This window comes from Micromonospora sp. NPDC004551 (genome assembly GCF_040609975.1).
Lineage (GTDB): Bacteria > Actinomycetota > Actinomycetes > Mycobacteriales > Micromonosporaceae > Micromonospora.
In genome coordinates this window covers 245,614-267,242 of the sequence record NZ_JBEXLM010000003.1, presented here as the reverse complement: position 1 = coordinate 267,242, position 21,629 = coordinate 245,614, and the positions used below count along the sequence as shown (strand labels likewise).

Here is a 21,629-nt window from a genome sequence, read left to right as displayed (position 1 = left end):
GCCGGAGATGGTGTTGACTTGTCCGGTGGCGACACGCAGAACGACAACGGACCAGGGCGTACCGGGGCATTCCCGGCGGACGCTGCTGCGCGCCGGGGCGCTGGTGGCGCTCGGCGGCGCGGCCCTGCCGCTGACCGGTTGTGATCTTTTCGACCGTGACGACGAGTCCCGGCCCCCCGATCCGCTGGAGCCGCTGGCGGCCGAGGCCACCGCCCTGGAGGCCCGCTACCGGGCCGCCGCCACCGCCGTCCCGGCGCTGGCCGGGCGGCTCACCCCGATCGCCGACGCGCACCGGGCGCACGCCGAGGAGTTGCGCAAGGTCATCGGACGGCCGGCGCCGTCCGGCAGCCCGGCCGCGAGCCCGCCGGCGGCGGCCGCCGACCCGGACACCGTCCGGACCGAACTGCGGCAGGCCGAGCAGGAGGGGCGGGACAACGCCGCGAAGGCGTGCGCGGCCGCGCCCGCCGAGCGGGCCGCGCTGCTCGGATCGATCGCGGCGGCCCGGTCGACCCACGTGGAGGCGTTGAAGTGAGCCCGACCAGCGGCCCGGCCCAGGCCCTCGGCGACGCGCTCGCCGCCGAGTACGCGGCGATCTGGGCGTACGGGGTGATCGGCGTGCACCTGACCGAGGCGGCCCGCTCGGCCGCCCGCGCCGCCGAGGCGGCCCACCGGTCCCGCCGGGACACCCTCGTCCTCCAGCTCAGCACGGGCGGCGGTCAGGTCCCCGCCGACCGGGCCGGCTACGCGCTGCCCTACCCGGTGACCGACCGGGCGAGCGCCCTGAAGCTGGCCGTGGAGATCGAGGAGCGGACCGCCGGCCACTGGCGGGCGGCGCTGCCGCACACCACCGGCGCGGACCGCAACAAGGCCCTCGCGGCACTCACCGACTGCGCGCTGCGCGCCACCCGCTGGCGGCGCACCGCCGGGGTGACCCCGATCACGGTCCCGTTCCCCGGCAGGCAGGCCTGAGCGGAGGCGCCCGTCACCCGGCGGAACCCTGCGGTTGCGGACCGCATACCAGGTATGCATACTCCTGGCCATGTCCATCCGCCACGGCCTGCTCGCCCTGCTGGAGCGCGGCCAGATGTACGGCTACCAGCTCCGCTCCGCGTTCGAGGAGTCGACCGGGTCGACCTGGCCGCTGAACATCGGGCAGGTGTACACCACCCTGTCCCGGCTGGAGCGCGACGGCCTGGTCCGCTCACTGCCGGAGAGCGAGGCCGGGCAGCGGCCGTACGAGATCACCGACGCCGGGCGGGCGGATCTGGCGCTCTGGTTCGCCACCCCGATCAGCCGGGCCGACCGGCCCCGCGACGAGCTGTCGATCAAGTTGGCCCTGGCCCTCACCACCCCCGGCGTGGACGTCCGCGCGGTGGTGCAGACCCAGCGCAGCGCCACCATGCGGGCCCTCCAGGAGTTCACCCGGTTGAAGTACGCCAGTGACAAGCCGGAGGATCTGCCCTGGCGCCTGGTGCTGGACGCGATGATCTTCCAGGCCGAGGCCGAGGTCCGCTGGCTCGACCACTGCGAGACCAGTTTGGTCCGCCACCGCCCGGCGCCGAGCCGGCCGGCCACCCACCCCGAGGCGGTGGACCGGTCCGGCGAGGAGGCCCGCCGGTGACGGCGGGGGCACGGCGGGAGGTGAGCCGATGAGCGGCGTCCTGGAGCTGCGGGGCGTGCACCGGACCCACGGCGCCGGGGAGGCGGCCGTGCACGCGCTGCGCGGGGTGAGCCTCTCGGTCGCGGCCGGCGAGTTGGTCGCGGTGATGGGCCCGTCCGGCTCCGGGAAGTCCACCCTGCTCGCGCTGGCCGGCGGGCTGGACCGGCCGACCGGCGGCGAGGTGGTGGTCGAGGGCGAGCCCCTCGGCGCCCTGCCGGCCCGCGACCTGGCCCGGCTGCGCCGCCGCCGGATCGGCTACGTCTTCCAGGACCTGAACCTGCTCGGCAGCCTCACCGCCGTGGAGAACGTGGCGCTCCCCCTCGAACTGGACGGCGCCGGTGTCCGGGCGGCCCGCCGGCTGGCCCTGGCCGCGCTCGCGGAGGTGGACGTGGCCGGGCTGGCGGACCGGTTCCCCGACCAGATGTCCGGCGGCCAGCAGCAGCGCGTGGCGATCGCCCGCGCCCTGGTCGGCGAGCGCCGCCTGGTCCTCGCCGACGAGCCCACCGGCGCGCTCGACTCGCAGGCCGGCGAGGCGGTGCTGCACCTGCTGCGCCGCCGGGTGGACGCGGGCGCGGCCGGGGTGCTGGTCACCCACGAGGCGCGGCACGCCGGCTGGGCGGACCGGGTGGTGTTCCTCCGCGACGGGGTGCTGGTCGACTCGACGGCTCCCCTGGTCGGCGTCGAGCACCTGCTCAGCGGCAGCGGTCGGTGAGCCGGGGCCGGCTCGCGGCCACGCTCGGGTCGTGGCGGGCCGCGCTGCGGATCGCCCGGCGGGAGGCCCGCCGGGCGCGCCGGCGTACCGCGCTGGTGCTCGCGATGATCGCGCTGCCGGTGTTCGGTCTGAGCTTCGCCGCGGTGAGCTACGACATGGCCGAGCTGAGCCGGGCCGAGCAGCTGGACCGGCGGCTCGGCGGCGCCGACGCGGAGCTGCGCTGGGCCGACCTGAACCGGGTGGCCCAGGACGCCTGGGGTGAGGGCTCCTGGCCGGTCGAGGGCGATCCGGTGCCCCGGACCCGCCCCGTGACCACCGACGAGGTCCGGGCGCTGCTGCCCGCCGGCAGCCGGCTCACCCGGCTGCACCGATGGGTGCCCTTCGAGGTACGGATCGACGGGAAGTCCGAGTCGTTCGACGCCCGCGCGGTCGACCTGACCGACCCGCTCGCCCGGCCGCTGGCCACCCTGCGCGAGGGCCGGCGGCCCACCCGCCCGGACGAGATCGCGGTCAGTCCGGCGGCACTGCGCCGGCTGGACGCCCGGCTCGGTGAGCCGGTGCGGACCGTCGACGGCAGCACCTACCGGATCGTCGGGGTGGTGGAGTTCCCGGACAACCTGCGGGAGGTCGTCGCGCTCCGGCCGGAGATCCCGCCCGGCCCGCTCGGCCCGGGCGACGAGAGCTGGCTCGTGGACCTGCCCGGCCCCGCCGACGCGGCGCTGGTCGACCGGCTCAACGCCCGCGGCGTCGTGGTGGCCGCCCGGACCCCGCTGCCCGGCCGGGAGGAGATCGGCACCGGCCCGGACCTGCCCGACGCCGAGGAGGCCGGCAACACGGTGCTGATCGGCGGGCTCGCCCTGCTGGAGGTGGTGTTGCTGGTCGGCCCCGCCTTCGCGGTCGGTGTCCGCCGCCGGCGCCGGGACCTCGCCCTGGTCGCGGTGGCCGGCGGGGACGCCACGCACCTGCGCCGGATCGTGCTCGCCGACGGGGTGGTGCTCGGCGCGGGCGGGGCGGCCGTCGGGCTGCTGCTCGGCGTCGCCGCCGCGTTCGCCGGCCGGCCGCTGGTCGAGCACTACCTGACGTACCAACGGTCCGGCGCGTACCGGGTCTTCCCGACGGCGCTCGTGGCGATCGTGGCGGTGGCCGTGCTGGCGGGCGTGCTGGCCGCGCTCGCGCCGGCCTGGGCGGCGGCCCGGCAGGACGTGATGGCCGGCCTGGCCGGCCGCCGCGAGCCGCCCCGGCCACGGCACCGCTGGCTGGTGCTCGGGGCGCTGCTCACGGTGGCCGGAACCGCCCTGGCCGCGTACGGCGCCACCCGGACCGCCACGACCGGCGTGCTGGCCGGGGTCGTCCTCGGCGAGCTGGGGCTGGTCTTCTGCACGCCGTCACTGATCGGGCTGCTGGCCCGGGCCGGCTCGCTGCTGCCGCTGACGCCCCGGCTGGCGCTGCGCGACGCGAGCCGCAACCGCTCGTCGGCCGCGCCCGCCATCTCCGCCGTGATGGCCGCGGTGGCCGGCAGCGTGGCCCTGGGCGTCTACGTGGCCGGCGACGACGCCCGGCAGCGGGCCGCCTGGCAACCCGGCCTGCCCCCGGGTCACGTCCTGCTCCAGCGCACGGACGGGCCGGCCGACGGCGCACTGCCACCGGCCGCCCAGGTGGCCGAGCGGGTCGGGGCGGTGCTGCCGGGAGCCACGGTGGTCCCGCTCGCCACTCCGGAGTGCGCCCGGCAGGAAGCGCCCGAGGACTACTGCGTCGCCACCGCGGTCCGCCCGCCCGAGCAGCGCTGCCCGTACGACCCGATCGACCCGGTGCCGCCCTCGGCGCGGTCCGACCCGCGCTGCGGCCGGCCGTTCCGGGAGCCGAGCGACCTCTACCTGCCGGCCCTCGTGGACGACGGGACGGCGTTGCCCGCACTCACCGGCGCACCGGCCGAGGAGGTGGCCGCGGCCCGTCGGACGCTGCGGGCGGGCGGGGTGGTGATCAGCGACCCCCGGCAGGTGGTGGACGGCCGGGTGCGGGTGGAGGTCAGCCACGGCTCCGGCGGCTCGACGACCGCGGAGACCCTGCCCGCGTACGTGCTGCGGGGCGGCCTCCCGGTGGAGCGGCTGGTGCTCTCCCCGGGGGCGGCCACCACGCTCGGCCTGGTGGCCGTGCCGCTGGGCTACCTGCTCGACACCGCCGATCCGCCCACCGACCGCCAGCGGGACCGGCTGGCCGCCGAACTGTCCGGGATCGCCCCGCTGGCGATCCAGGTGGCGGCGGCCGGGCCGCCGTCCGACCAGCGCCCACTGCTGCTCCTGCTGGCCGCCGCCTCCGGGGTGATCACCCTGGGCGCGGCCGCGGTGGCCACCGGCCTCGCCGCCGCCGAGGGCCGCCGGGACCTGTCCACCCTCGCCGCGGTCGGCGCCGATCCCCGGGTACGCCGGGTGCTGTCGCTCTGGCAGGCCGGGGTGATCGCGGTGCTCGGGTCGGTGCTCGGCATCCTCGCCGGCCTCGGCTCGGCCGCGATCATCCTGATGTCACTGAACCGCCGGTACGCGCAGTCCTGGCCGGTGGAGCCGCCGTACCCGCTCGTGGTGCCCGGGTCGACCCTGACCGTGCTGGTGGTGGTGCCGCTGGTGGCCATGCTCGGGGCGGCCCTGCTCACCCGGTCCCGGCTACCCGTCGAGCGCCGGCTGGACTGACGGCGCCCGGACCGGTCGGACCGGTCGGAGGGTGTCGGGGGCGAGGTGCGGCGCGGCAGACTGGGCGCGTGTCCGCCCTGGGATCCCTCACCCGTCGTCTCGGTCACCAGAAGTGGTTCGCCGCCACCATGCGCCTGCTCGTCCCCGCCGACCGGCTGGTCGGCCGGCTGACGAAGGGGCGGGTGGTCGCCTTCGGGCTGGTGCCCTCACTGGTCCTCACCACCACCGGCCGCCGCTCCGGCAAGCCGCGCAGCAACCCCCTGCTCTACGTGCCGGACGGCGACGCCTACGTGGTGATCGGCTCGAACTGGGGGCAGCAGCACCAGCCCGCCTGGTCGCTGAACCTGCTCGCCCAGCCGGCCGCCGAGGTCGACGTCAGGGGCCGCCGAGTCCCGGTGCGCGCCGAGCCCATCAGCGGCGCCGAGCGGGAGCGGCTGTTCGCCCGGCTGGTCGACGAGTGGCCGGCCTACCGCACCTATGTGGAGCGGGCCGGCGGCCGGGAGATCCGGGTGTTCCGGCTGGTCCCGGCGGGCGAGGCGGCCGCCTGAGCCTCGGGCGCGGCGAGCCGGCCGGGCGGGTCCGGCTGGCTAGGGTGGTGGTCGGTCGTCGCGCACCGGGCCACCGCCGGGCGGGCCCTGCGCGGAACGGAGGTGGACCGTGGAAGCCGGCGGCGCCGAGCTGGACACCGACCGCTACCTGGACGATCCGCGATGGCGGGTCGCCGAGCGGGTGAGCGACGCGGCGCTGCACCGGTTCCCGGCGGACGTGCTCGCCGTCGCGGTGCACGGTCCGCTGGCGCACGGCGACGACGACGGCGGCGGCACCGGCGAGGTGGGCCTGCTGGTGGTCACCTACCGGCCGGGCGGCGGGCCGTCGCCGGCCACCCGCCGGGTCGACGGGGTGCTGGTCGACCTCACGGTGGCCGGCGCCGACGACTACCTGCGGCAGGCCACAGCGATCACCGCGCTCTGGCCGCTCACCGCCGACCGCTACGTCACCACCCGCGCCCTGCACGATCCGACCGGCTGGCTGCGGACGCTGCGGGACGAGCACCTGGCCCGGCTGGCGAGGGCCCGGCCGGCCGAGTTCAGCGGCGCGGCCCGCCAGGCCTGGTACCGGGGCAGCGCGGCGCACGCCCGCGCGCTGCGGCTGGCCGAGTGGTACGAGACGGACCAGGCGCTGCTCATGCTCGGCGAGGCCCGGCTCGCCGCGGCGACCGTGCACGGGTTGCTGAGCCGCACCTACTTCCGGGACCCGGGCGACGCGGTGCGGCGCACCGGCCTGGCCGGGGCGGACATGACCGAGGTGGGCACGGTCCTGGCCCGCCAGGCCGAGGAGCTGGCCGCCCGGGGCCGCCCGGTCGACGGCACCGTGGACGACCTGCTCACCGGTTGAACCCCGCGAGGCCGGTCAGCCGATCCCGCCCTGGATGCCGATCAGGGTGCCGACCAGGTAGGTGGCGCCGGCGGCCAGGGCGCCGAGCAGCAGCTGACGCAGGCCGCTGGACCACCAGGTGCGGTTGGTGAACCGCGCGACGACCGCACCGGCCACGAAGAGCCCCACCCCGCCGACGGCGAGCGCCAGCGCGAGGCTGGTGAAGCCGAGCAGGTAGGTGACCAGCGGCACCAGGGCGCCGACCGAGAAGCAGAGGAACGAGGAGATCGCCGCCGCCCACGGGCTGGGCTGCTCGTCGGGGTCGACGCCCAGCTCCTCCCGGACGTGCACCCGCAGCGCCTCCTCCGGATTCCGCCGGACCGCCTCGGCGACCTGGGTGGCCAGGTCCCGGGGCAGCCCCCGGGCCACCCACGCGTCGGCCAGCTCGCGGGCCTCCGCCTCGGGGTGGCGCTCCAGCTCGCGGCGCTCCTTGGCCACCTCGGCGGCCACCTGCTCGTTGGCCGAGCGGACGCTCGTGTACTCGCCGAGGCCCATCGAGATGGCGCCGGCCACCAGCCCGGCCGCGCCGGTGAGCACGACGCTGCGCGGGGAGACCCCGCCGCCGCCCACACCCGCGATCAGCGCGATGTTCGTGACCAGCCCGTCCATCGCCCCGAACACGGCCGGCCGCAGCCAGCCGCCGGACACGTCCGCGTGGTGCGCCTCGCGCAGCGCCGCCGGTGTGTCGGTCACGGCAGGGTGAGGATCTCGTGGCCGTCGTCAGTGACGACGATGGTGTGCTCGAACTGCGCCGTCCACCGCCGGTCCTTGGTGACCACCGTCCAGCCGTCGTCCCACATGTCGTACTGGTGGGTGCCAAGGGTGATCATCGGCTCGATGGTGAAGGTCATCCCGGGCTCCATCACGTCGGTGGGCCGCGGGCTGTCGTAGTGCGGCACGTAGAGGCCGCTGTGGAAGGACTCGCCGATGCCGTGGCCGGTGAAGTCACGCACCACGCCGTAGCCGAACCGCTTGGCGTACGACTCGATGACCCGGCCGATCACGTTGATCTGCCGGCCCGGGGCGACCGCCTTGATGCCGCGCATCATCGCCTCGTGGGTCCGCTCGACGAGCAGGCGGGCCTCCTCGCTCACCTCGCCCACGCAGAAGGTGGCGTCGGTGTCGCCGTGCACCCCGCCGATGTACGCGGTCACGTCGACGTTGATGATGTCGCCGTCCGCCAGGACCGTCGAGTCCGGGATGCCGTGGCAGATGACCTCGTTGAGGCTGGTGCAGCAGGACTTCGGGAAGCCCTTGTAGCCCAGCGTCGACGGGTAGGCGCCGTGGTCGCAGAGGAACTCGTGCACCACCTTGTCGATCTCGTCGGTGGTCACGCCCGGCTTGCAGTGCTCCCCGGCGAGCTGGGTGGCCTGGGCGGCGAGCCGGGAGGCGACCCGCATCTTCTCGATCGTCTCCGGCGTCTGCACGTGCGAGCCGCGCCACTCCTGCGGACGCTTCTTGCCCACGTACTCGGGACGCGGGATGTGAGCGGGAACCGCTCGCCACGGGGAGAGCGTGCCTGGGGTCAGCGGCGCACGGACGGTCATGGTGGCAAGCCTATCGCCGCACCCCCGGTGACCCTCGCCACGGCCCGTTCACCCGGGTTGTTGCCGCCCAGCAAGCGCTGTGCCATTGTTGCTCCGTGGATCAAGGGGGCACGCCGCCCGTCTTCTCCGCGACGGCGGAGATCGACGGTGATCGTCTGCGCGTCCAGGTCGCCGGCGAGGTCGACATGGCGACCGCCGACACCATGTACCAGACGGTCCTGCGGGAGTCGGCCCGCCACGTCACGCTCGACCTGCGGGCGGTGACCTTCTTCGACTCGGCCGCGATCCACGCCGTGGTCCGGCTGGCCCAGCAGTTCCCCGGTGCGTTCACCGTGCTGCCGTCCCGGCAGGTGCTGCGGGTGCTGGAGATCTCCGGCCTGGGCGAGCAGGACTGGCTGGCGCCGGCCTGAGCCGGCGCCCGTCGCGACCTCAGTCCGCCAGCCGGCGGCGCAGCACCAGCTCGGTGCCGTCGTCCGTGCGGGTCACGGTCATCTCACCGAGCGCCTCGATGAGCGCCAGCCCCCGGCCCCGGAAACTCGACCCGGTGGACTCCCGCCACCGGCCGCTGTCCCGGACCGTGGCGGTCACCGTCCGGTCCTCGATGGTCACCTCGACACCGATCATCGGCTCGGCCGGGGCGACCGGGTGCTCGATGGCGTTGGCGGCCGCCTCGGAGATGGCCACCGTGAGGTCGAACAGGTCGGTCTCGCCGACGTGGTGGGCGACCAGGAAGTCCTCCAGCCGCTTGCGCAGCACGCTGAGGCGGGTCGGGTCGGCCGGCAGCCGCAGCGCGAAGCGGTTCAGCTCGGTCGCCTCCAGCGCGAGCACCGCCACGTCGTCGTGCCGGGTCCGCTCGGCGACCCGCTCGACCACCGCGTCGACCAGGTCGGCCACGTGCTCGCCCGGGGTGGTCGCGTCCGCCCGGAGCTGGCCGAGCCCGGCGTCGATGCCGGCCTGCCGGTCCTCGATCAGCCCGTCGGTGTAGAGCAGCAGCCGGCTGCCGGGTGCCAGCTCGCCGTCGACGGTGCCGTACACCGTGCCGGGGATCGCCCCGACCGGCGGCCCGAGCGCCCGATCGTGCAGAAACACCGCGTCGCCGCCCCGGATCAGCAGGGGCGAGGGGTGGCCCGCGCTGGCGTAGCGGAGCCGGCCGGTGCGCGGGGCGAAGCGGAGGCAGACCACGGTGGCGAACGAGCCGCCCTCGGTGGAGCCGACCAGCCGGTTGAGCCGGGTCAGCGCCTCGCCCGGGTCGTAACCCTCCAGCACGTACGCCCGCAGCGCGTTGCGGAGCTGGCCCATCGCGGCGGCGGCCCGCACCCCCTTGCCGACCACGTCGCCGATGACCAGGACCAGTTCGTCGTCGGACGTGCCGATCACGTCGTACCAGTCGCCGCCGACCTCGACGTCGGCGCTGCCCGGCAGGTAGCGGCTCGCCACCACGGCGCCCGGGAGCTGCGGCAGCGTACGCGGCAGCAGGCTGTGCTGGAGGGTGGTGGCGATGCGGTGCTCGGCCTCGTAGAGCCGGGCGTTCTCGAGCCGCACGCCGACCAGCCGGACCAGCTCGGTGAGCGCGGCCTGCTCGGCGCCGCCGCCCTCCCGCCACCAGACGCGCAGTTCGCCGAGCTGCTCGTCGGTGGTGCCGGCCAGCGGGAGCACGACCGAGGGCTCGGCGGGCACGTCCCCGCCGTCGTCCGCCTCGTAGCGCGCGCCGGTGGCGGTGACCACCACGCGGGCGGCTTCGGCCAGGCTGAGCGCGTGCCGCGCGGCGACCCGCACCACGTCGGCGGTGGACCGGGCCGTGTTGATCGCGACGGCGGCGTCGGCGAGCGCCCGCAGCCGGCGGATGATCTGGCCGCGGAGCTGGCCCAGCTCGACGTTGGCCCGGACCCGGGCGACCAGCTCCTGGCTGGAGAAGGGCTTGGTGAGATAGTCGTCCGCGCCCACCGACAGGCCGGCGACCTCCTCCGCCGCGCCGGCCCGCGCCGAGAGCAGCACGATCGGCACGTGCCGGGTGACCGGGTTGGCCCGCAGCGCGGTGACCAGCCCGAACCCGTCGAGCCGGGGCATCATGACGTCGGTCAGCACCAGGTCGAACGGGGCGTCGACCGCGAGGCGCAGCGCCTCCACGCCGTCCGGCGCGGTGACCACCTCGTACGCCGGGGAGAGCAGCCGGCTGACGTGCTCCCGCAGGTCGGCGTTGTCGTCGGCGACCAGGACGCGACCCGCGCCCCCGGGCACGCCGGCCGTCTCCGGCAGCCCTCCGGGCCGGGACACCTCGGCGGTCCAGAGCGCCGTCTCGGCGACGTAGAGCCGGGCCTGCTCCGGCTCGGCCGGCGGCACCGGGGCGAGGGCCGAGACCTGGTCGGCGGGCAGGTGGGCGTAGCCGAACGGCACGGTGACCCGGAAGGTGGCGCCGCGGTCGACGACGCTGTGCGCCTCGACCGTGCCGCCGTGCATCTCGACCAGTTCGCGGACCAGGGCGAGGCCGATGCCGGTGCCCTCGTGGGTGCGGGCGCGGGCGCCGGCCACCCGGTGGAACCGCTCGAACACCTGGGGCAGCTCCTCCGGCGCGATGCCGACGCCGGTGTCGGCTACCTCCAGCACGGCGGCGCCGGCGCCGGCGCGGACGCGCACCCGGATCTCGCCGTCGAAGGTGAACTTGACGGCGTTCGACACCAGGTTGAGGACGATCTTCTCCCACATGTCCCGGTCGACGTAGACCGGCGAGGGCAGCGGCGGGCAGTCCACGACCAGGCGCAGCCCTGCCCGCTCGGTGGCCGAGCGGAAGGTGCTGGCCAGCCGGGAGGTGTAGTCGGCCAGGTCGGTGGGCTGGTAGCGGGCGGCCAGCCGGCCGGACTCCAGCCGGGAGAAGTCCAGCACGGTGTTGACCAGCTTGAGCAGCCGCAGCGCGTTGCGGTGCATCACGGTCAGCCGGTCGAGGTACGCGTCGGGCACGCCGCCGTCGGCGAGCAGGTCCTCCAGCGGCCCGAGCACCAGCGTGAGCGGGGTGCGGAACTCGTGGCTCACGTTGGCGAAGAAGTTGGTCTTGGCGCGGTCCAGCGCGGCGAGTGCGGCGGCGCGGGCCCGCTCCTGCTCGTACGCCCGCTGCTTGTCGACCGCCCGGGAGACCTGGGCGGCGACCAGATCGGCGAAGTGGCGGTAGTCGTCGGTGAAGGGCAGCCGGCGGGCCACCCCGAGCAGCAGCACGCCGGCCGGCTCGTTGACGGCGGTGAGCGGCAGCAGCAGCGCCCGGTCGGCGGCGTCGGGCGGCACCGCGCCCAGCAGGTCCGCGGTGGCGACCCAGCGGGGCTCCTCCGGGGAGCCGCCGGGGCGGGGTGGCCCGCCAGCGAGCGTGGCGGGGCTGACCCCGGCACAGCCGGCCAGCGCCGGGACACCGTCGTCGTCGTGCAGCCAGACGGCGCTGAACGGCAGGTCGGCCCGGTGCCCGTCGAGCACCCGGGCGACCGTGCGGCCTAGCTCCATGGTGCTGCGCACATCGGCCAGCTCGGTGCCCAGTTCGGCCAGGGCCCGCAGTCGGCGCTCGCCGACCACCCGCCCGGTGGTCTCGTTGACGAAGCAGAACACCCCGCTGACGCTGCCGTCCGCGTCCCGGATCGGGTCGTACGAGATGTCGAAGTAGACGTCCTCCAGGAAGCCGTGCCGGTCGAGCACGAAAGGGTGGTTCTCGCTGCGGTAGGGCACGCCGGTGCGGTGCACCCCGTCGAGCAACGGCCCGAGCACGTCCCAGGTCTCCGCCCAGTACCGCCGCGCGGACTGGCCGAGGACCGCCGGATGCTTGTCGCCGATGGTGGGCCGGTAGGCGTCGTTGTAGAAGGCCAGGTGGTCCGGGCCCCAGAACAGCACGATCTGGGCCTGCGACGAGAGCATGGTGCTGATCGCGTGGGACAGCGCGAGGGGCCAGCCGTGCGGAGCGCCGAGCGGGGTGGCGGACCAGTCGAAGCCACGGAGCCGCTCGCCCATCTCGCCACCGGCGGCGAACGCCGCAGTCAGTAGCGGCGAGAGTTCCGACTCCCCGGTCCCCGAGGACGAACCACGAGCATCCCCGCCCCCCTGGGCCGAGCCCATGCAGCCTCCCGCTCCGGCCGAATGTCCACGACGACCGGCGCGATCACGCCGGTCGTCCCCGCCTACTACCCCGACGGAGGAGCAACGTAACGCATGTCCACCGCTGGACGCTGGTTACCTGGGCCTCATCCTGACGCAACCGACGGCCGGGGGCGAGCCGGGCGCTCCCGCGGGTCGGCGCGGACGGTGTCGCCGGGTCTCGCGGCCGCGCGGACCAGCGCGGCGACCGGCCGCGGATCGGCCTCGTTCTCCGGATGCCACTGCACGCCGAGCAGGAAGCGCCGTGCCGGATCCTCCACGGCCTCCACCACTCCGTCGTCGGCCCAGCCGGTCACGGCCAGGCCGCCCGGGTCGGCCACTCCCTGATGGTGGTACGAGTTGACCCGCTCCACCCCGGCCATCACCGCCCCGGCCAGGCTGCCGGCGGCGAACCGGACCGGGTGCGACCCGTACACCCCCGGCGCGGGGCGGTGGCCCTCGTGCCCCACCACGTCCGGCAGGTGCTGGTGCAGCGCGCCGCCGTGGGCGACCGCGAGCAGCTGCATGCCCCGGCACACCCCGAGCACCGGCAGGTCGGCGGCGAGCGCGGCGGTCAGCAGCGCCAGCTCGCCGGCGTCCCGGTCCGGCCGGCTCTCGGTGCGGGGGTCGGCCGGCTCGCCGTACCGCTCCGGGCCCACGTCGGCGCCGCCGGCCAGCAGCAGCCCGTCCAGCACCCGCAGCACGTCGGCGTCGGCGTCGTCGGGGGGCAGCACCACGGCCCGGCCGCCCGCCGCGGTCACCGCCCGGACGTACGCGTGCGGCACCAGCGCCGCCGGCACGTCCCGCCACACCGCCCAGCCGGCCGGCTCGACGTACGACGTGATGCCGATCACCGGCCGGCGACTCATAGGGGGGTCACGTAGGCGCCGGTGATCCCGCCGTCGACCACGAACTGCGCGGCGGTCATGAACGAGGCGTCGTCGCTGGCCAGGAACGCCACCGCGGCGGCGATCTCCTCCGGGTTGCCGAACCGGCCCATCGGCACGTGGACGAGGCGGCGGGCGGCCCGCTCCGGGTCCTTGGCGAACAGCTCCAGCAACAGCGGGGTGGCGACCGGGCCGGGGCAGAGCGCGTTGACCCGGATGCCCTCCCGGGCGAACTGCACGCCCAGCTCCCGGGTCATCGCCAGCACCCCGCCCTTGCTCGCCGTGTACGCGATCTGCGACGTCGCCGCGCCCATCAGCGCCACGAACGAGGCGGTGTTGATGATCGAGCCCTTGCCCTGCCGCCGCATGTGCGGGATGGCGTACTTGCAGCAGAGGTAGACGCTGGTGGTGTTGACCCGCAGCACCCGCTCCCAGGCGTCCAGCCCGGTCTCCAGGATCGAGTCGTCGTCGGGCGGCGAGATGCCGGCGTTGTTGAACGCCACGTCCACCCGGCCGTGCCGCTCGGCCACCCCGTCGAACAGGTCCCGGACGGCCGCCTCGTCGGCCACGTCGGCGGCCACGAACTCGCCGGCCACCTCGTCGGCGGCCCGCTTGCCCGCCTCGGCGTCGATGTCCACGCAGACCACCCGGGCCCCCTCGGCGGCGAACCGCCGCACCGTGGCCAGGCCGATGCCGCTGCCCGCCCCGGTCACCACGGCGACCCGGTCCTGAAGCCGTCCCTGCATCTCACTCCTCCGTGCTGATGAAGACGTTCTTGACGTCGGTGAAGGCGTGCAGCGCGTCCGGACCCAGCTCCCGGCCCAGGCCGGAGCGCTTCATCCCGCCGAACGGGGTCCAGTAGCGCACCGAGGAGTGCGAGTTGACGCTGAGGTTGCCCGAGTCGACCGCCCGGGCCACCCGCACCGCGCGGCCCACGTCCCGGGTCCAGATCGAGCCGGAGAGGCCGTACTCCGTGTCGTTGGCCAGGCGGATCGCGTCGGCCTCGTCGTCGAACGGGAGCACCGAGACCACCGGGCCGAAGATCTCCTCCCGCCAGTGCCGGTCGGCCGGGGAGTCGGCGAGCAGCACGGTCGGGGCGTACCAGAAGCCGGCGCCGTCGGGCCGGGTGCCGGTGAAGGCCACCTTCGCCCCGTCGACGTACCCGGCGACCCGGTCCCGGTGGCCGGCGGAGATCAGCGGACCCATCTCGGCGCTGTCGGCGGCCGGGTCCTCGACCCGGAACGCGCGCACGGCCGGTTCGAGCAGTTCGAGGAAGCGGTCGTACACCGATCGCTGGACCAGGATCCGGGAGCGGGCGCAGCAGTCCTGGCCCGCGTTGTCGAAGACCGCGGCCGGCGCGGCGGCCGCCGCCTTCGCCAGGTCGGCGTCGGCGAAGACCAGGTTGGCGGACTTCCCGCCCAGCTCCAGCGTCACCCGCTTCACCTGGGCGGCGCAGCCCGCCATGATCCGGGTGCCGACCTCGGTGGAGCCGGTGAAGCAGACCTTGCGGACCGCCGGATGGGTGACGAACCGCTCGCCCACCACGCCGCCCTGGCCGGGCAGCACCGTGAACACGCCCTCCGGCAGGCCGGCGTCGAGGGCCAGCTCGGCCAGGCGCATCGCGGTCAGCGGGGTCAGCTCGGCCGGCTTGAGCACCACGGTGTTGCCGGCGGCCAGCGCCGGTGCGAAGCCCCAGCCGGCGATCGGCATCGGGAAGTTCCACGGCACGATCACCCCGACCACGCCGAGCGGTTCGTGGAAGGTGACGTCGAGCCCGCCGGGCACCGGGATCTGGTGCCCGGTCAGCCGCTCCGGCGCGCCCGCGTAGTAGTCGAGCACGTCCCGGACGTTGCCGGCCTCCCAGCGCGCGTTGCCGATCGTGTGCCCGGCGTTGCGCACCTCCAGCAGCGCCAGCTCCTCCCGGTGCGCGTCGACCACGGCGGCGAACCGCCGCAGCAGCCGCGCCCGGTCGCCCGGCGCCACCGCGCGCCACGTCTCGAAGGCCGCCGCCGCCCGCGCGATGGCCGCATCCGTCTCGACGAGCGAGGTGGCGGGCACCTCCCGCAGCACCTCCCCCGTCGCCGGGTTCCGCACCTCACTCACTCCCGTACCCCCTCGCCCCGCCGATCTTGCAGTTGCCGCCCGGACAAGAACCGCTCGTCGCCACGGACCACGGGCCGGAGTGCAAGATCGCGGGGAGGTCAGAGGCGTTCGAAGCCACGCACCAGCTCCCAGTCCGTCACGGCGGCGTCGAAGGCGGCCAGCTCCACCTTCGCGTTGTTGGCGTAGTGCCCGACCACCTCGTCGCCGAAGGCGTCCCGCGCCGTCTCCGAGGACTCCCAGAGGGCCAGGGCGTCCCGGAGCGTTCCGGGCACCCGCTCGGCGTCCCCGTCGTCGTACGCGTTGCCGGAGCACTCCTCGCCCAGCTCCAGCTCCCGCTCGATGCCGTGCACCGCACCGGCCACCAGCGCGGCGATCGCCAGGTACGGGTTGACGTCGGCGCCCGGCACCCGGTTCTCCACCCGCATCCCCTGGCCGTGCCCGACCAGCCGCAGCGCGCAGGTGCGGTTGTCGGTGCCCCAGCGCAGCGCGGTCGGGGCGAACGAGCCGGGCTGGTAGCGCTTGTAGGAGTTGATGTTGGGGGCGAAGAGGAGGCTGAACTCGCGCATGGTGGCGAGCAGGCCCGCCAGCACCCGCTGCCCGGTGGCCGACAGGTGCGCCGGCCCGTCGCCGAGCATCGCCGAGCGGCCGTCGGCCCCGCGCAGCGAGAAGTGGATGTGGCAGGAGTTGCCCTCCCGCGCGTTCGGCTTGGCCATGAAGGTGATCGACATGCCCTCCTGGGCGGCGATCTCCTTCGCCCCGTTCTTGTAGATGACGTGGTGGTCGGCGCAGGCCACCGCCTCGTCGTAGCGGAAGGCGATCTCGTGCTGGCCGAGGTTGCACTCGCCCTTGGCGCTCTCCGGGGTCAGCCCGGCGCCGGCCATCTCGGTCCGGATCCGGCGCAGCAGCGGCTCCACCCGGGCGGTGCCGAGCAGCGAGTAGTCCACGTTGTACTGGTTGGCCGGGGTCAGCTCCCGGTAGCCGCGCTGCCACGCCTGCTCGTAGGAGTCGCGGAACAGCACGAACTCCAACTCCGTGCCCGCGTAGGCGGTCAGCCCGTGGGCGGCCAGCCGGTCGAGCTGGCGGCGCAGGATCTGCCGGGGCGAGGCGAGCACGGGCCCGGAGCCGTCCAGCCACTCCAGGTCGGCCAGGAGCATGGCGGTGCCGGGCTGCCAGGGCACCTTGCGCAGGGTGTGCAGGTCGGGGCGCATGGCGAAGTCGCCGTAGCCGCGTTCCCAGCTCGACATGGCGTAGCCGTCGACGGTGTTCATGTCGACGTCCACGGCGAGCAGGTAGTTGCAGCCCTCGCTGCCGTGCGCGACCACCTGGTCGAGGAAGTAGGGCGCGTGGAACCGCTTGCCCTGGAGGCGGCCCTGCATGTCGGTCAGCGCGAGCACCACCGTGTCGATCTGGCCCTCGGCGACCGCGACGCGCAGTTGTTCCAGCGTGAGCGGAGCTTTCCTCATCGGCGCGCCTCCATCACCAAGGTCTACTGGCAGAACCGGATCACCGTCAATGCCCCCTGCGGACACCGTCGCAAACGCGATCGGCCGACGGCGGGAGCCGGGTCCCGCGCGGCGCCGGTCGCCGGGGTCGACCGGAGCACCGGTACTCAGTCGCCGCCGAGCTGGCCCGCGCCGTTGAGGTAGGTGAGAACGGCGAGGACGCGGCGGTGGCCGCTGTCGGTCACGGCGAGGCCCAGCTTGGTGAAGATGTTGCCGATGTGCTTGTGCACGCCGTTGTCGGTGATGACCAGTCGGTCGGCGATGGTCGCGTTGTCGTGTCCCTGGGCCATCAGCGCGAGCACCTCGCGTTCGCGGGGGGTGAGGACGGCGATCGGGTCCCGGCGGCGGGCGAGGAGTTGGGCGATGACCTCGGTGTCCATGGCGGTGCCACCGGCGGCCACCCGGCGCAGCGCGTCGACGAACTCATCCACCCGGCTGACGCGATCCTTGAGGAGGTAGCCGACGCCGCCCCCGGTGGTGGCGAGCAGTTCGGCGGCGTACTGCTGCTCGACGTACTGCGACAGCACCAGGACCGGCAGGCCAGGGTGCTCACGGCGGGCCTGCAGGGCGGCTCGGATGCCCTCGTCGCGGAATGACGGCGGCAGCCGGACGTCGACGATGGCGACGTCGGGCCGATGGTCCCGCACGGCGGTGAGGAAGCCCGCCGCGTCGCCCGCGATGGCGGCGGTGTCGAACCCGACGCTGTTGAGCAGCAGCTCCAGCCCCGTCGCCAGCAGCACGTTGTCTTCGGCGATCACGACCCGCACGGCAGCTCCATGGTGATCGTCGTCGGTCCGCCGACCGGGCTGTCGACGTCTACGGTGCCGTCGAGCGCGAGCACCCGGCGACGGATTCCGGCCAGGCCGGTGCCTCGCCGATCGTCGGCGCCGCCGGTGCCGTTGTCGGTGATCGCCACCGACAACCGGTCGGCCGTGCGGCTCACCGTGACCCCGGCCGTGGTCGCTCGGCTGTGCTTGGCGACGTTGGTGAGCGCCTCGGCGACGGCGAAGTAGACGACGGCCTCCACGGCCGCCGGCACCTTGTCGACGTTGCCGATGTCCAGCCGGGTCGGCACGCCACAGCGAGCCGTCACCGCGGTCAGCGCGCCGGTGAGGCCGCGGTCGGCGAGGATCGGCGGGTAGACGGTCCGGATCACCTCGCGGAGTTCGCTCATCGCCTCCTCGGTTCCTTCGTGCGCGTCCCGAAGGAGGTCCTCCAGGAACTGCTCGTTCCGAGGATGGTCGGACAACGCCCGCCGGGCCACGGCGAGCCGCATCGCGATGGCCACCAGCCGGGCCTGGGTGCCGTCGTGCAGGTCGCGCTCGATCCGGCGCAGCTCCGCGCCGTGTGCGTCGAGCACGTCCGCACGGGTACGGGTCAACACGGCGACCCGATCGGCGAGCTGTTCGGCCGTCGAGTGCGACAGCACCACCAGGCAGATCCGGGCGTGCGCGCGAGCGATCGGCGGGAGGGCCAGGTACGCCAGCGCGGCGAGCACGAGGATCTGCAGTGGACCGAGAGCGAGGGCCGTCGTCCAGCCGGTCACCGGCACGTCGATGAACAGGCGGGGCCGATCCTCCGGTGCGAACGCCCACCACAGTGGTGTGGCGACCGCGGCGGGCACGAGATTGCCCACGCACAGCAGCGTGAACAGGCCGAACACCGTTCCGGTGAGGACGTTCACCGGCAGCCAGAGCAAGTCGCGGGGCGTGGCCGGATCGGCCCATGCGCGGCGTCCCGTCGTACGCAGGGCAGGACGCGGCGCCAACGGCGCCCCGAGCAGCCTGCCGGCGCGGGCACGGTGCCAGTTCGCCCAGCTCCGGGCGAGCCTCGGATGGCACAGCAGCGGAAGCGCGAGCAGTGTCGCGATCCCGGTGGCCAGTGCTGCCAGCAGGAAGGCGGCGGCACGCCACACCTGCACCCACCGTCGGCCTGACGTCACCGCGTGCCCTTCTGCGTACGGGCGGGCAGTGCGCCCGACCCGCCGCCAAGTCTGCCCGGCGGCCGCCGCCCGGGGCACTACAGGCAGCTGTACCTGATATCCGGTGGTACGAGGTATCGGTCCTCGTCAACGCCGCTCCTACCGTCGGTGGCATGAGATCGATCAGCAGAAACCTTTCGGGACGACGGGTCGCGCTGGGTGCGGCGGCCGGGCTCGTCGCCCTCGCGTTCACGGTCACCGCACTCGGCACGGCCGAAGGATCGGTGACCGGTTCCGGCCACGCCGGCGACCGGTTGCAGCGGGACACCGACGCGATCCACGCCCTCGGGGTGACCGGCGTTCAAGCCCGGGTGACCACCTCCGACGGCCGGCACCTCGTCGCCACCAGCGGCGTCGCCGACCGTGCCACCCGGCGCCCGGTACCGCCGACGGGACGGTTCCGGATCGCGAGTACCCGCAAGGCGTTCGAGGCCACCGTCGTCCTGCAACTGGTCGAGGAACACCGGCTCTCCCTCGACGACACCGTCGAGCGGTGGCTACCCGGCGTGGTCCGCGGCACCGGCAACGACGGCCGCCGGATCACCGTGCGCCACCTCCTGCAGAACACCAGCGGCATCCACGACGACCTGCCCGGCTACACGACGCCCGAGGAATACCTCCAGCAGCGGTACGACGTGTACACCCGCGAGCAACTCGTGGCGCGGGCGATGAGCCACCGGCCGGACTTCGAGCCCGGGACGGGGTGGGCCTACTCCAACACCGGCTTCATCCTGGTCGGCATGATCATCGAGCGGGTCACCGGCCGGTCCCTGCAGCAGGAGGTCACCGACCGGATCGTCGGTCCGCTCGGGCTGCGCCACACCACCTGGCCCGGGAACTCGCCGTCCCTGCCCCAGCCGCACGCTCAGGCATATCAACTGTTCGAGACCGGTGAGCTGGTGGACGTCACCGAGCAGGTTCTGGTGGACCCGGACTCCATCGTCTCCAGCACCGCGGACCTCGAACGGTTCTTCCGGGCACTGCTGGGCGGCCGGCTGCTGCGCCCCGCACAGCTGGCCGAGATGCAGCGCACGGTCAAGATCAGCGACGAGATCGACGCGATCTGGCCGGGCGGCCTCTACGGGCTCGGCCTGGTCAGCCGCCCGCTGCCCTGCGGCGGCGTCTACTGGGGCCACGACGGCGGCGACGGCGGCTACATCACGGTCACCGGCGTCACCGGCGACGGCCGGCGCAGCGCCGTGGTGTCCATGTCCGCCTCGCTCGGCGACTCGCTGGACAGCCTTCTCCGGCAGCAACGCGGCGCCGACACGCTGATCCAGAACGCGCTGTGCGGCCGGGCGTGACCGGATCGCACAGCATGTCGTGAACGTGAGCCCTGACCGGCGGTGACCCCGCCGGTCAGGGCCGTTCCAGAGCAGGCCGCGTGCCGGCTCAGCGGCCGGACGGGCGTGGGCGTAAGCCGTTGAGGGCGGTGGCGATGACGCGATCTGCGTACTCGGCGGTGAGGGGCCCGCTGCGGTGCAGCCAACGGTTGAGCACGGGCCCCCAGATCATCTCCACGGCCACGTCGAGGTCGAGGTCGTCGGCGAGTTGCCCGGCCCGCTGGGCGCTGCGGAGGCGTTGTCGCTTGGCCTCCTTCATCGGTCCGTCCAGCCGCTCGCGGTAGGCGTCGGCCAGTTCGGGGTCGTGCGCGATCTCGGTGGCCAGCGCGCGCATGGGCTGGTCGTACCGGGGATCGTTCAGCTCCGCGACGGTGGCGTGCAGCACCGCGGTCAGGTCGGCTGCCAGGTCACCGGTGTCGGGCAGCACCACAGGCTCACCCCCGCCGCCCTCACTGAGCATGAGGAAGGCGTCGAAGATGACCGCCCCCTTGGACGGCCACCAGCGGTAGATGGTCTGTTTGCCGACACCGGCCCGCGCGGCGATGCCCTCGATGCTGAGTCTGGCGTATCCGACGTCCTGGAGCAGCTCGAAGGCGGCGGCGAGGATGGCCCGCCGCGAGGCTTCCTTCCGGCGGGCCGCGTTGGGCGCGGCCTTCTGCGGTGTCGTCACCCGCTCACCATACCAAGGGAGTGAGACGGACCGTCTCGTCTTGAGTTCCGGACCGGCATGGCGTACGGTCGTTCAGCAACGAGACGGACCGTCTCGTCTCGGTAAGAGAGTGGAGATTCGCTGTGCGCACCTCATCCGGCACCCCGTCGCGTACCTGGTTCATCACCGGCGCCAGCCGCGGGCTGGGCCGTGCGTTCACCAACGCCGCGCTCGAACACGGTGACCGGGTGGTCGCCGCCGCCCGGACCATCGCCCGGGACGATTTCGACCAGCGTCACGGTGACCGGCTGTTCGCCCTGCCGCTCGACGTGACCGACCGGACGGCGGTCTTCGCCGCCGTGGCCACCGCAGTCGAGCACTTCGGACAGCTCGACATCGTCGTCAACAACGCCGGCACCATGTCCATGGGCATGATCGAGGAGTTCACGGAAGCCGAGGTGCGGGCCCAGTTCGAGGTCAACCTCTTCGGCGCGCTCTGGGTCAGCCAGGCCGTACTGCCGCACCTGCGCTCCCGGGGCTCCGGTCACATCGTGCAGATCTCGAGCATCGCCGCGCTCGGCGGCTTCCCCGGTACCGGCGCGTACAGCGCCAGCAAGTTCGCGCTGGAAGGCATGAGCGAGGCTCTGGCGATGGAGGCGGCGGCCTTCGGCGTCAAGGTCAGCATCGTCCAGCCCGGGGGCTACTGGACCGACCTCTACAGCAGCATGGCCGCCACGACGCCGATGGACGCCTATGGACCGCTACGCGCGGAACTGGAGCGGCAGTGGGCGGAAGGATCGATCGACAGTGACCCTCGGCTCGCCGCCGCGGCACTCCTGAAACTGGTCGACAGCGACGACCCGCCGCTGCGGCTCCTGCTCGGCAGCATGGTCTACGACCTGGCGTTCGACATCTCACGCCGGCGGATGGACACCTGGGCGGGCTGGGAACAGGTCAGCCGTGCCGCCGAGCATCCCGTCCCCGCCCCCGGCGACACGCACTGAACCGGCGGCCCACGACGCC

20 protein-coding genes are annotated in these 21,629 nt (G+C 74.4%); 10 read left to right on the top strand and 10 right to left on the bottom strand.

The genetic code is table 11. The features are described from left to right. Window positions 1–82: 82 nt before the first annotated feature. From ABZW14_RS06655 to ABZW14_RS06625, 7 genes are all read left to right on the top strand, one after another. The gene (locus ABZW14_RS06655) at window positions 83–532 is read left to right on the top strand and encodes a hypothetical protein (protein ID WP_355340937.1); all 450 of its coding nucleotides are present in this window, start codon (window positions 83–85) and stop codon (window positions 530–532) included. Continuing rightward, a complete protein-coding gene (locus ABZW14_RS06650; protein WP_355340840.1) occupies window positions 529–969 on the top strand; it encodes a ferritin-like domain-containing protein in 441 nt (146 codons plus the stop codon). Before ABZW14_RS06655 ends, ABZW14_RS06650 begins: the two co-directional genes overlap by 4 nt. Window positions 970–1,039: 70 nt before the next feature. Beyond that, on the top strand, window positions 1,040–1,621 hold the full coding sequence (locus ABZW14_RS06645; protein ID WP_355340837.1) for a PadR family transcriptional regulator: 582 nt from the start codon (window positions 1,040–1,042) through the stop codon (window positions 1,619–1,621). A gap of 28 nt (window positions 1,622–1,649) precedes the next feature. After that, window positions 1,650–2,372, top strand: coding sequence for an ABC transporter ATP-binding protein (locus tag ABZW14_RS06640; RefSeq protein WP_355340834.1), 723 nt, complete (start codon window positions 1,650–1,652; stop codon window positions 2,370–2,372). Beyond that, window positions 2,369–5,056, top strand: coding sequence for an FtsX-like permease family protein (locus tag ABZW14_RS06635; protein WP_355340831.1), 2,688 nt, complete (start codon window positions 2,369–2,371; stop codon window positions 5,054–5,056). The genes ABZW14_RS06640 and ABZW14_RS06635 overlap by 4 nt, the downstream gene beginning before the upstream one ends. 68 nt (window positions 5,057–5,124) lie before the next feature. Next, window positions 5,125–5,604 (top strand): nitroreductase family deazaflavin-dependent oxidoreductase, encoded by a 480-nt coding sequence (locus tag ABZW14_RS06630; RefSeq protein ID WP_355340828.1) that lies wholly within the window; start codon window positions 5,125–5,127, stop codon window positions 5,602–5,604. A gap of 109 nt (window positions 5,605–5,713) precedes the next feature. Further along, entirely contained in the window at window positions 5,714–6,451 is a 738-nt protein-coding gene (locus ABZW14_RS06625) for a nucleotidyltransferase domain-containing protein (protein ID WP_355340825.1), read from the top strand. A gap of 15 nt (window positions 6,452–6,466) precedes the next feature. On the opposite strand, the gene ABZW14_RS06620 is transcribed toward ABZW14_RS06625, so the two are convergent. After that, window positions 6,467–7,183, bottom strand: a complete 717-nt coding sequence (locus tag ABZW14_RS06620; protein ID WP_355340822.1) for a VIT1/CCC1 transporter family protein — start codon at window positions 7,181–7,183, stop codon at window positions 6,467–6,469. After that, on the bottom strand, window positions 7,180–8,037 hold the full coding sequence (gene map / locus ABZW14_RS06615; RefSeq protein WP_355340819.1) for a type I methionyl aminopeptidase: 858 nt from the start codon (window positions 8,035–8,037) through the stop codon (window positions 7,180–7,182). The genes ABZW14_RS06620 and map overlap by 4 nt, the downstream gene beginning before the upstream one ends. 95 nt (window positions 8,038–8,132) lie before the next feature. Between map and ABZW14_RS06610 the strand changes: the two genes are divergently transcribed. Continuing rightward, window positions 8,133–8,447 carry an STAS domain-containing protein gene (locus ABZW14_RS06610; RefSeq protein ID WP_355340816.1) on the top strand — a complete coding sequence of 105 codons (315 nt, stop codon included), beginning with the start codon at window positions 8,133–8,135 and terminating at the stop codon, window positions 8,445–8,447. Between the two features lie 19 nt (window positions 8,448–8,466). Here ABZW14_RS06610 and ABZW14_RS06605 read toward each other — a convergent pair whose 3' ends face one another. From ABZW14_RS06605 to ABZW14_RS06575, 7 genes are all read right to left on the bottom strand, one after another. After that, window positions 8,467–12,123 carry a SpoIIE family protein phosphatase gene (locus tag ABZW14_RS06605; RefSeq protein WP_355340813.1) on the bottom strand — a complete coding sequence of 1,219 codons (3,657 nt, stop codon included), beginning with the start codon at window positions 12,121–12,123 and terminating at the stop codon, window positions 8,467–8,469. 125 nt (window positions 12,124–12,248) lie between these two features. Continuing rightward, a complete protein-coding gene (locus tag ABZW14_RS06600) occupies window positions 12,249–13,010 on the bottom strand; it encodes a gamma-glutamyl-gamma-aminobutyrate hydrolase family protein (RefSeq protein ID WP_355340810.1) in 762 nt (253 codons plus the stop codon). After that, entirely contained in the window at window positions 13,007–13,774 is a 768-nt protein-coding gene (locus ABZW14_RS06595) for a 3-oxoacyl-ACP reductase (RefSeq protein ID WP_091268577.1), read from the bottom strand. The genes ABZW14_RS06600 and ABZW14_RS06595 overlap by 4 nt, the downstream gene beginning before the upstream one ends. A 1-nt stretch (window position 13,775) precedes the next feature. After that, complete coding sequence (locus ABZW14_RS06590) at window positions 13,776–15,131, bottom strand: aldehyde dehydrogenase family protein (RefSeq protein WP_355340806.1); 1,356 nt, start codon at window positions 15,129–15,131, stop codon at window positions 13,776–13,778. A 98-nt stretch (window positions 15,132–15,229) separates the two neighbouring features. Beyond that, entirely contained in the window at window positions 15,230–16,594 is a 1,365-nt protein-coding gene (locus ABZW14_RS06585; RefSeq protein ID WP_355340803.1) for a glutamine synthetase family protein, read from the bottom strand. Between the two features lie 146 nt (window positions 16,595–16,740). Continuing rightward, window positions 16,741–17,400, bottom strand: a complete 660-nt coding sequence (locus ABZW14_RS06580) for a response regulator transcription factor (RefSeq protein ID WP_355340800.1) — start codon at window positions 17,398–17,400, stop codon at window positions 16,741–16,743. Then, the gene (locus tag ABZW14_RS06575) at window positions 17,388–18,575 is read right to left on the bottom strand and encodes a histidine kinase (protein ID WP_355340797.1); all 1,188 of its coding nucleotides are present in this window, start codon (window positions 18,573–18,575) and stop codon (window positions 17,388–17,390) included. Before ABZW14_RS06575 ends, ABZW14_RS06580 begins: the two co-directional genes overlap by 13 nt. Before the next feature lie 152 nt (window positions 18,576–18,727). Here ABZW14_RS06575 and ABZW14_RS06570 point away from each other — a divergent pair, with 152 nt between their 5' ends. After that, window positions 18,728–19,918: a serine hydrolase domain-containing protein gene (locus ABZW14_RS06570; protein WP_355340794.1), complete on the top strand. Its 1,191-nt coding sequence runs from the start codon at window positions 18,728–18,730 to the stop codon at window positions 19,916–19,918. An 88-nt stretch (window positions 19,919–20,006) separates the two neighbouring features. On the opposite strand, the gene ABZW14_RS06565 is transcribed toward ABZW14_RS06570, so the two are convergent. Then, a complete protein-coding gene (locus ABZW14_RS06565; RefSeq protein WP_355340791.1) occupies window positions 20,007–20,627 on the bottom strand; it encodes a TetR/AcrR family transcriptional regulator in 621 nt (206 codons plus the stop codon). A gap of 122 nt (window positions 20,628–20,749) precedes the next feature. Here ABZW14_RS06565 and ABZW14_RS06560 point away from each other — a divergent pair, with 122 nt between their 5' ends. Further along, window positions 20,750–21,610 carry an SDR family oxidoreductase gene (locus ABZW14_RS06560; RefSeq protein WP_355340788.1) on the top strand — a complete coding sequence of 287 codons (861 nt, stop codon included), beginning with the start codon at window positions 20,750–20,752 and terminating at the stop codon, window positions 21,608–21,610. Window positions 21,611–21,629: the final 19 nt, after the last annotated feature.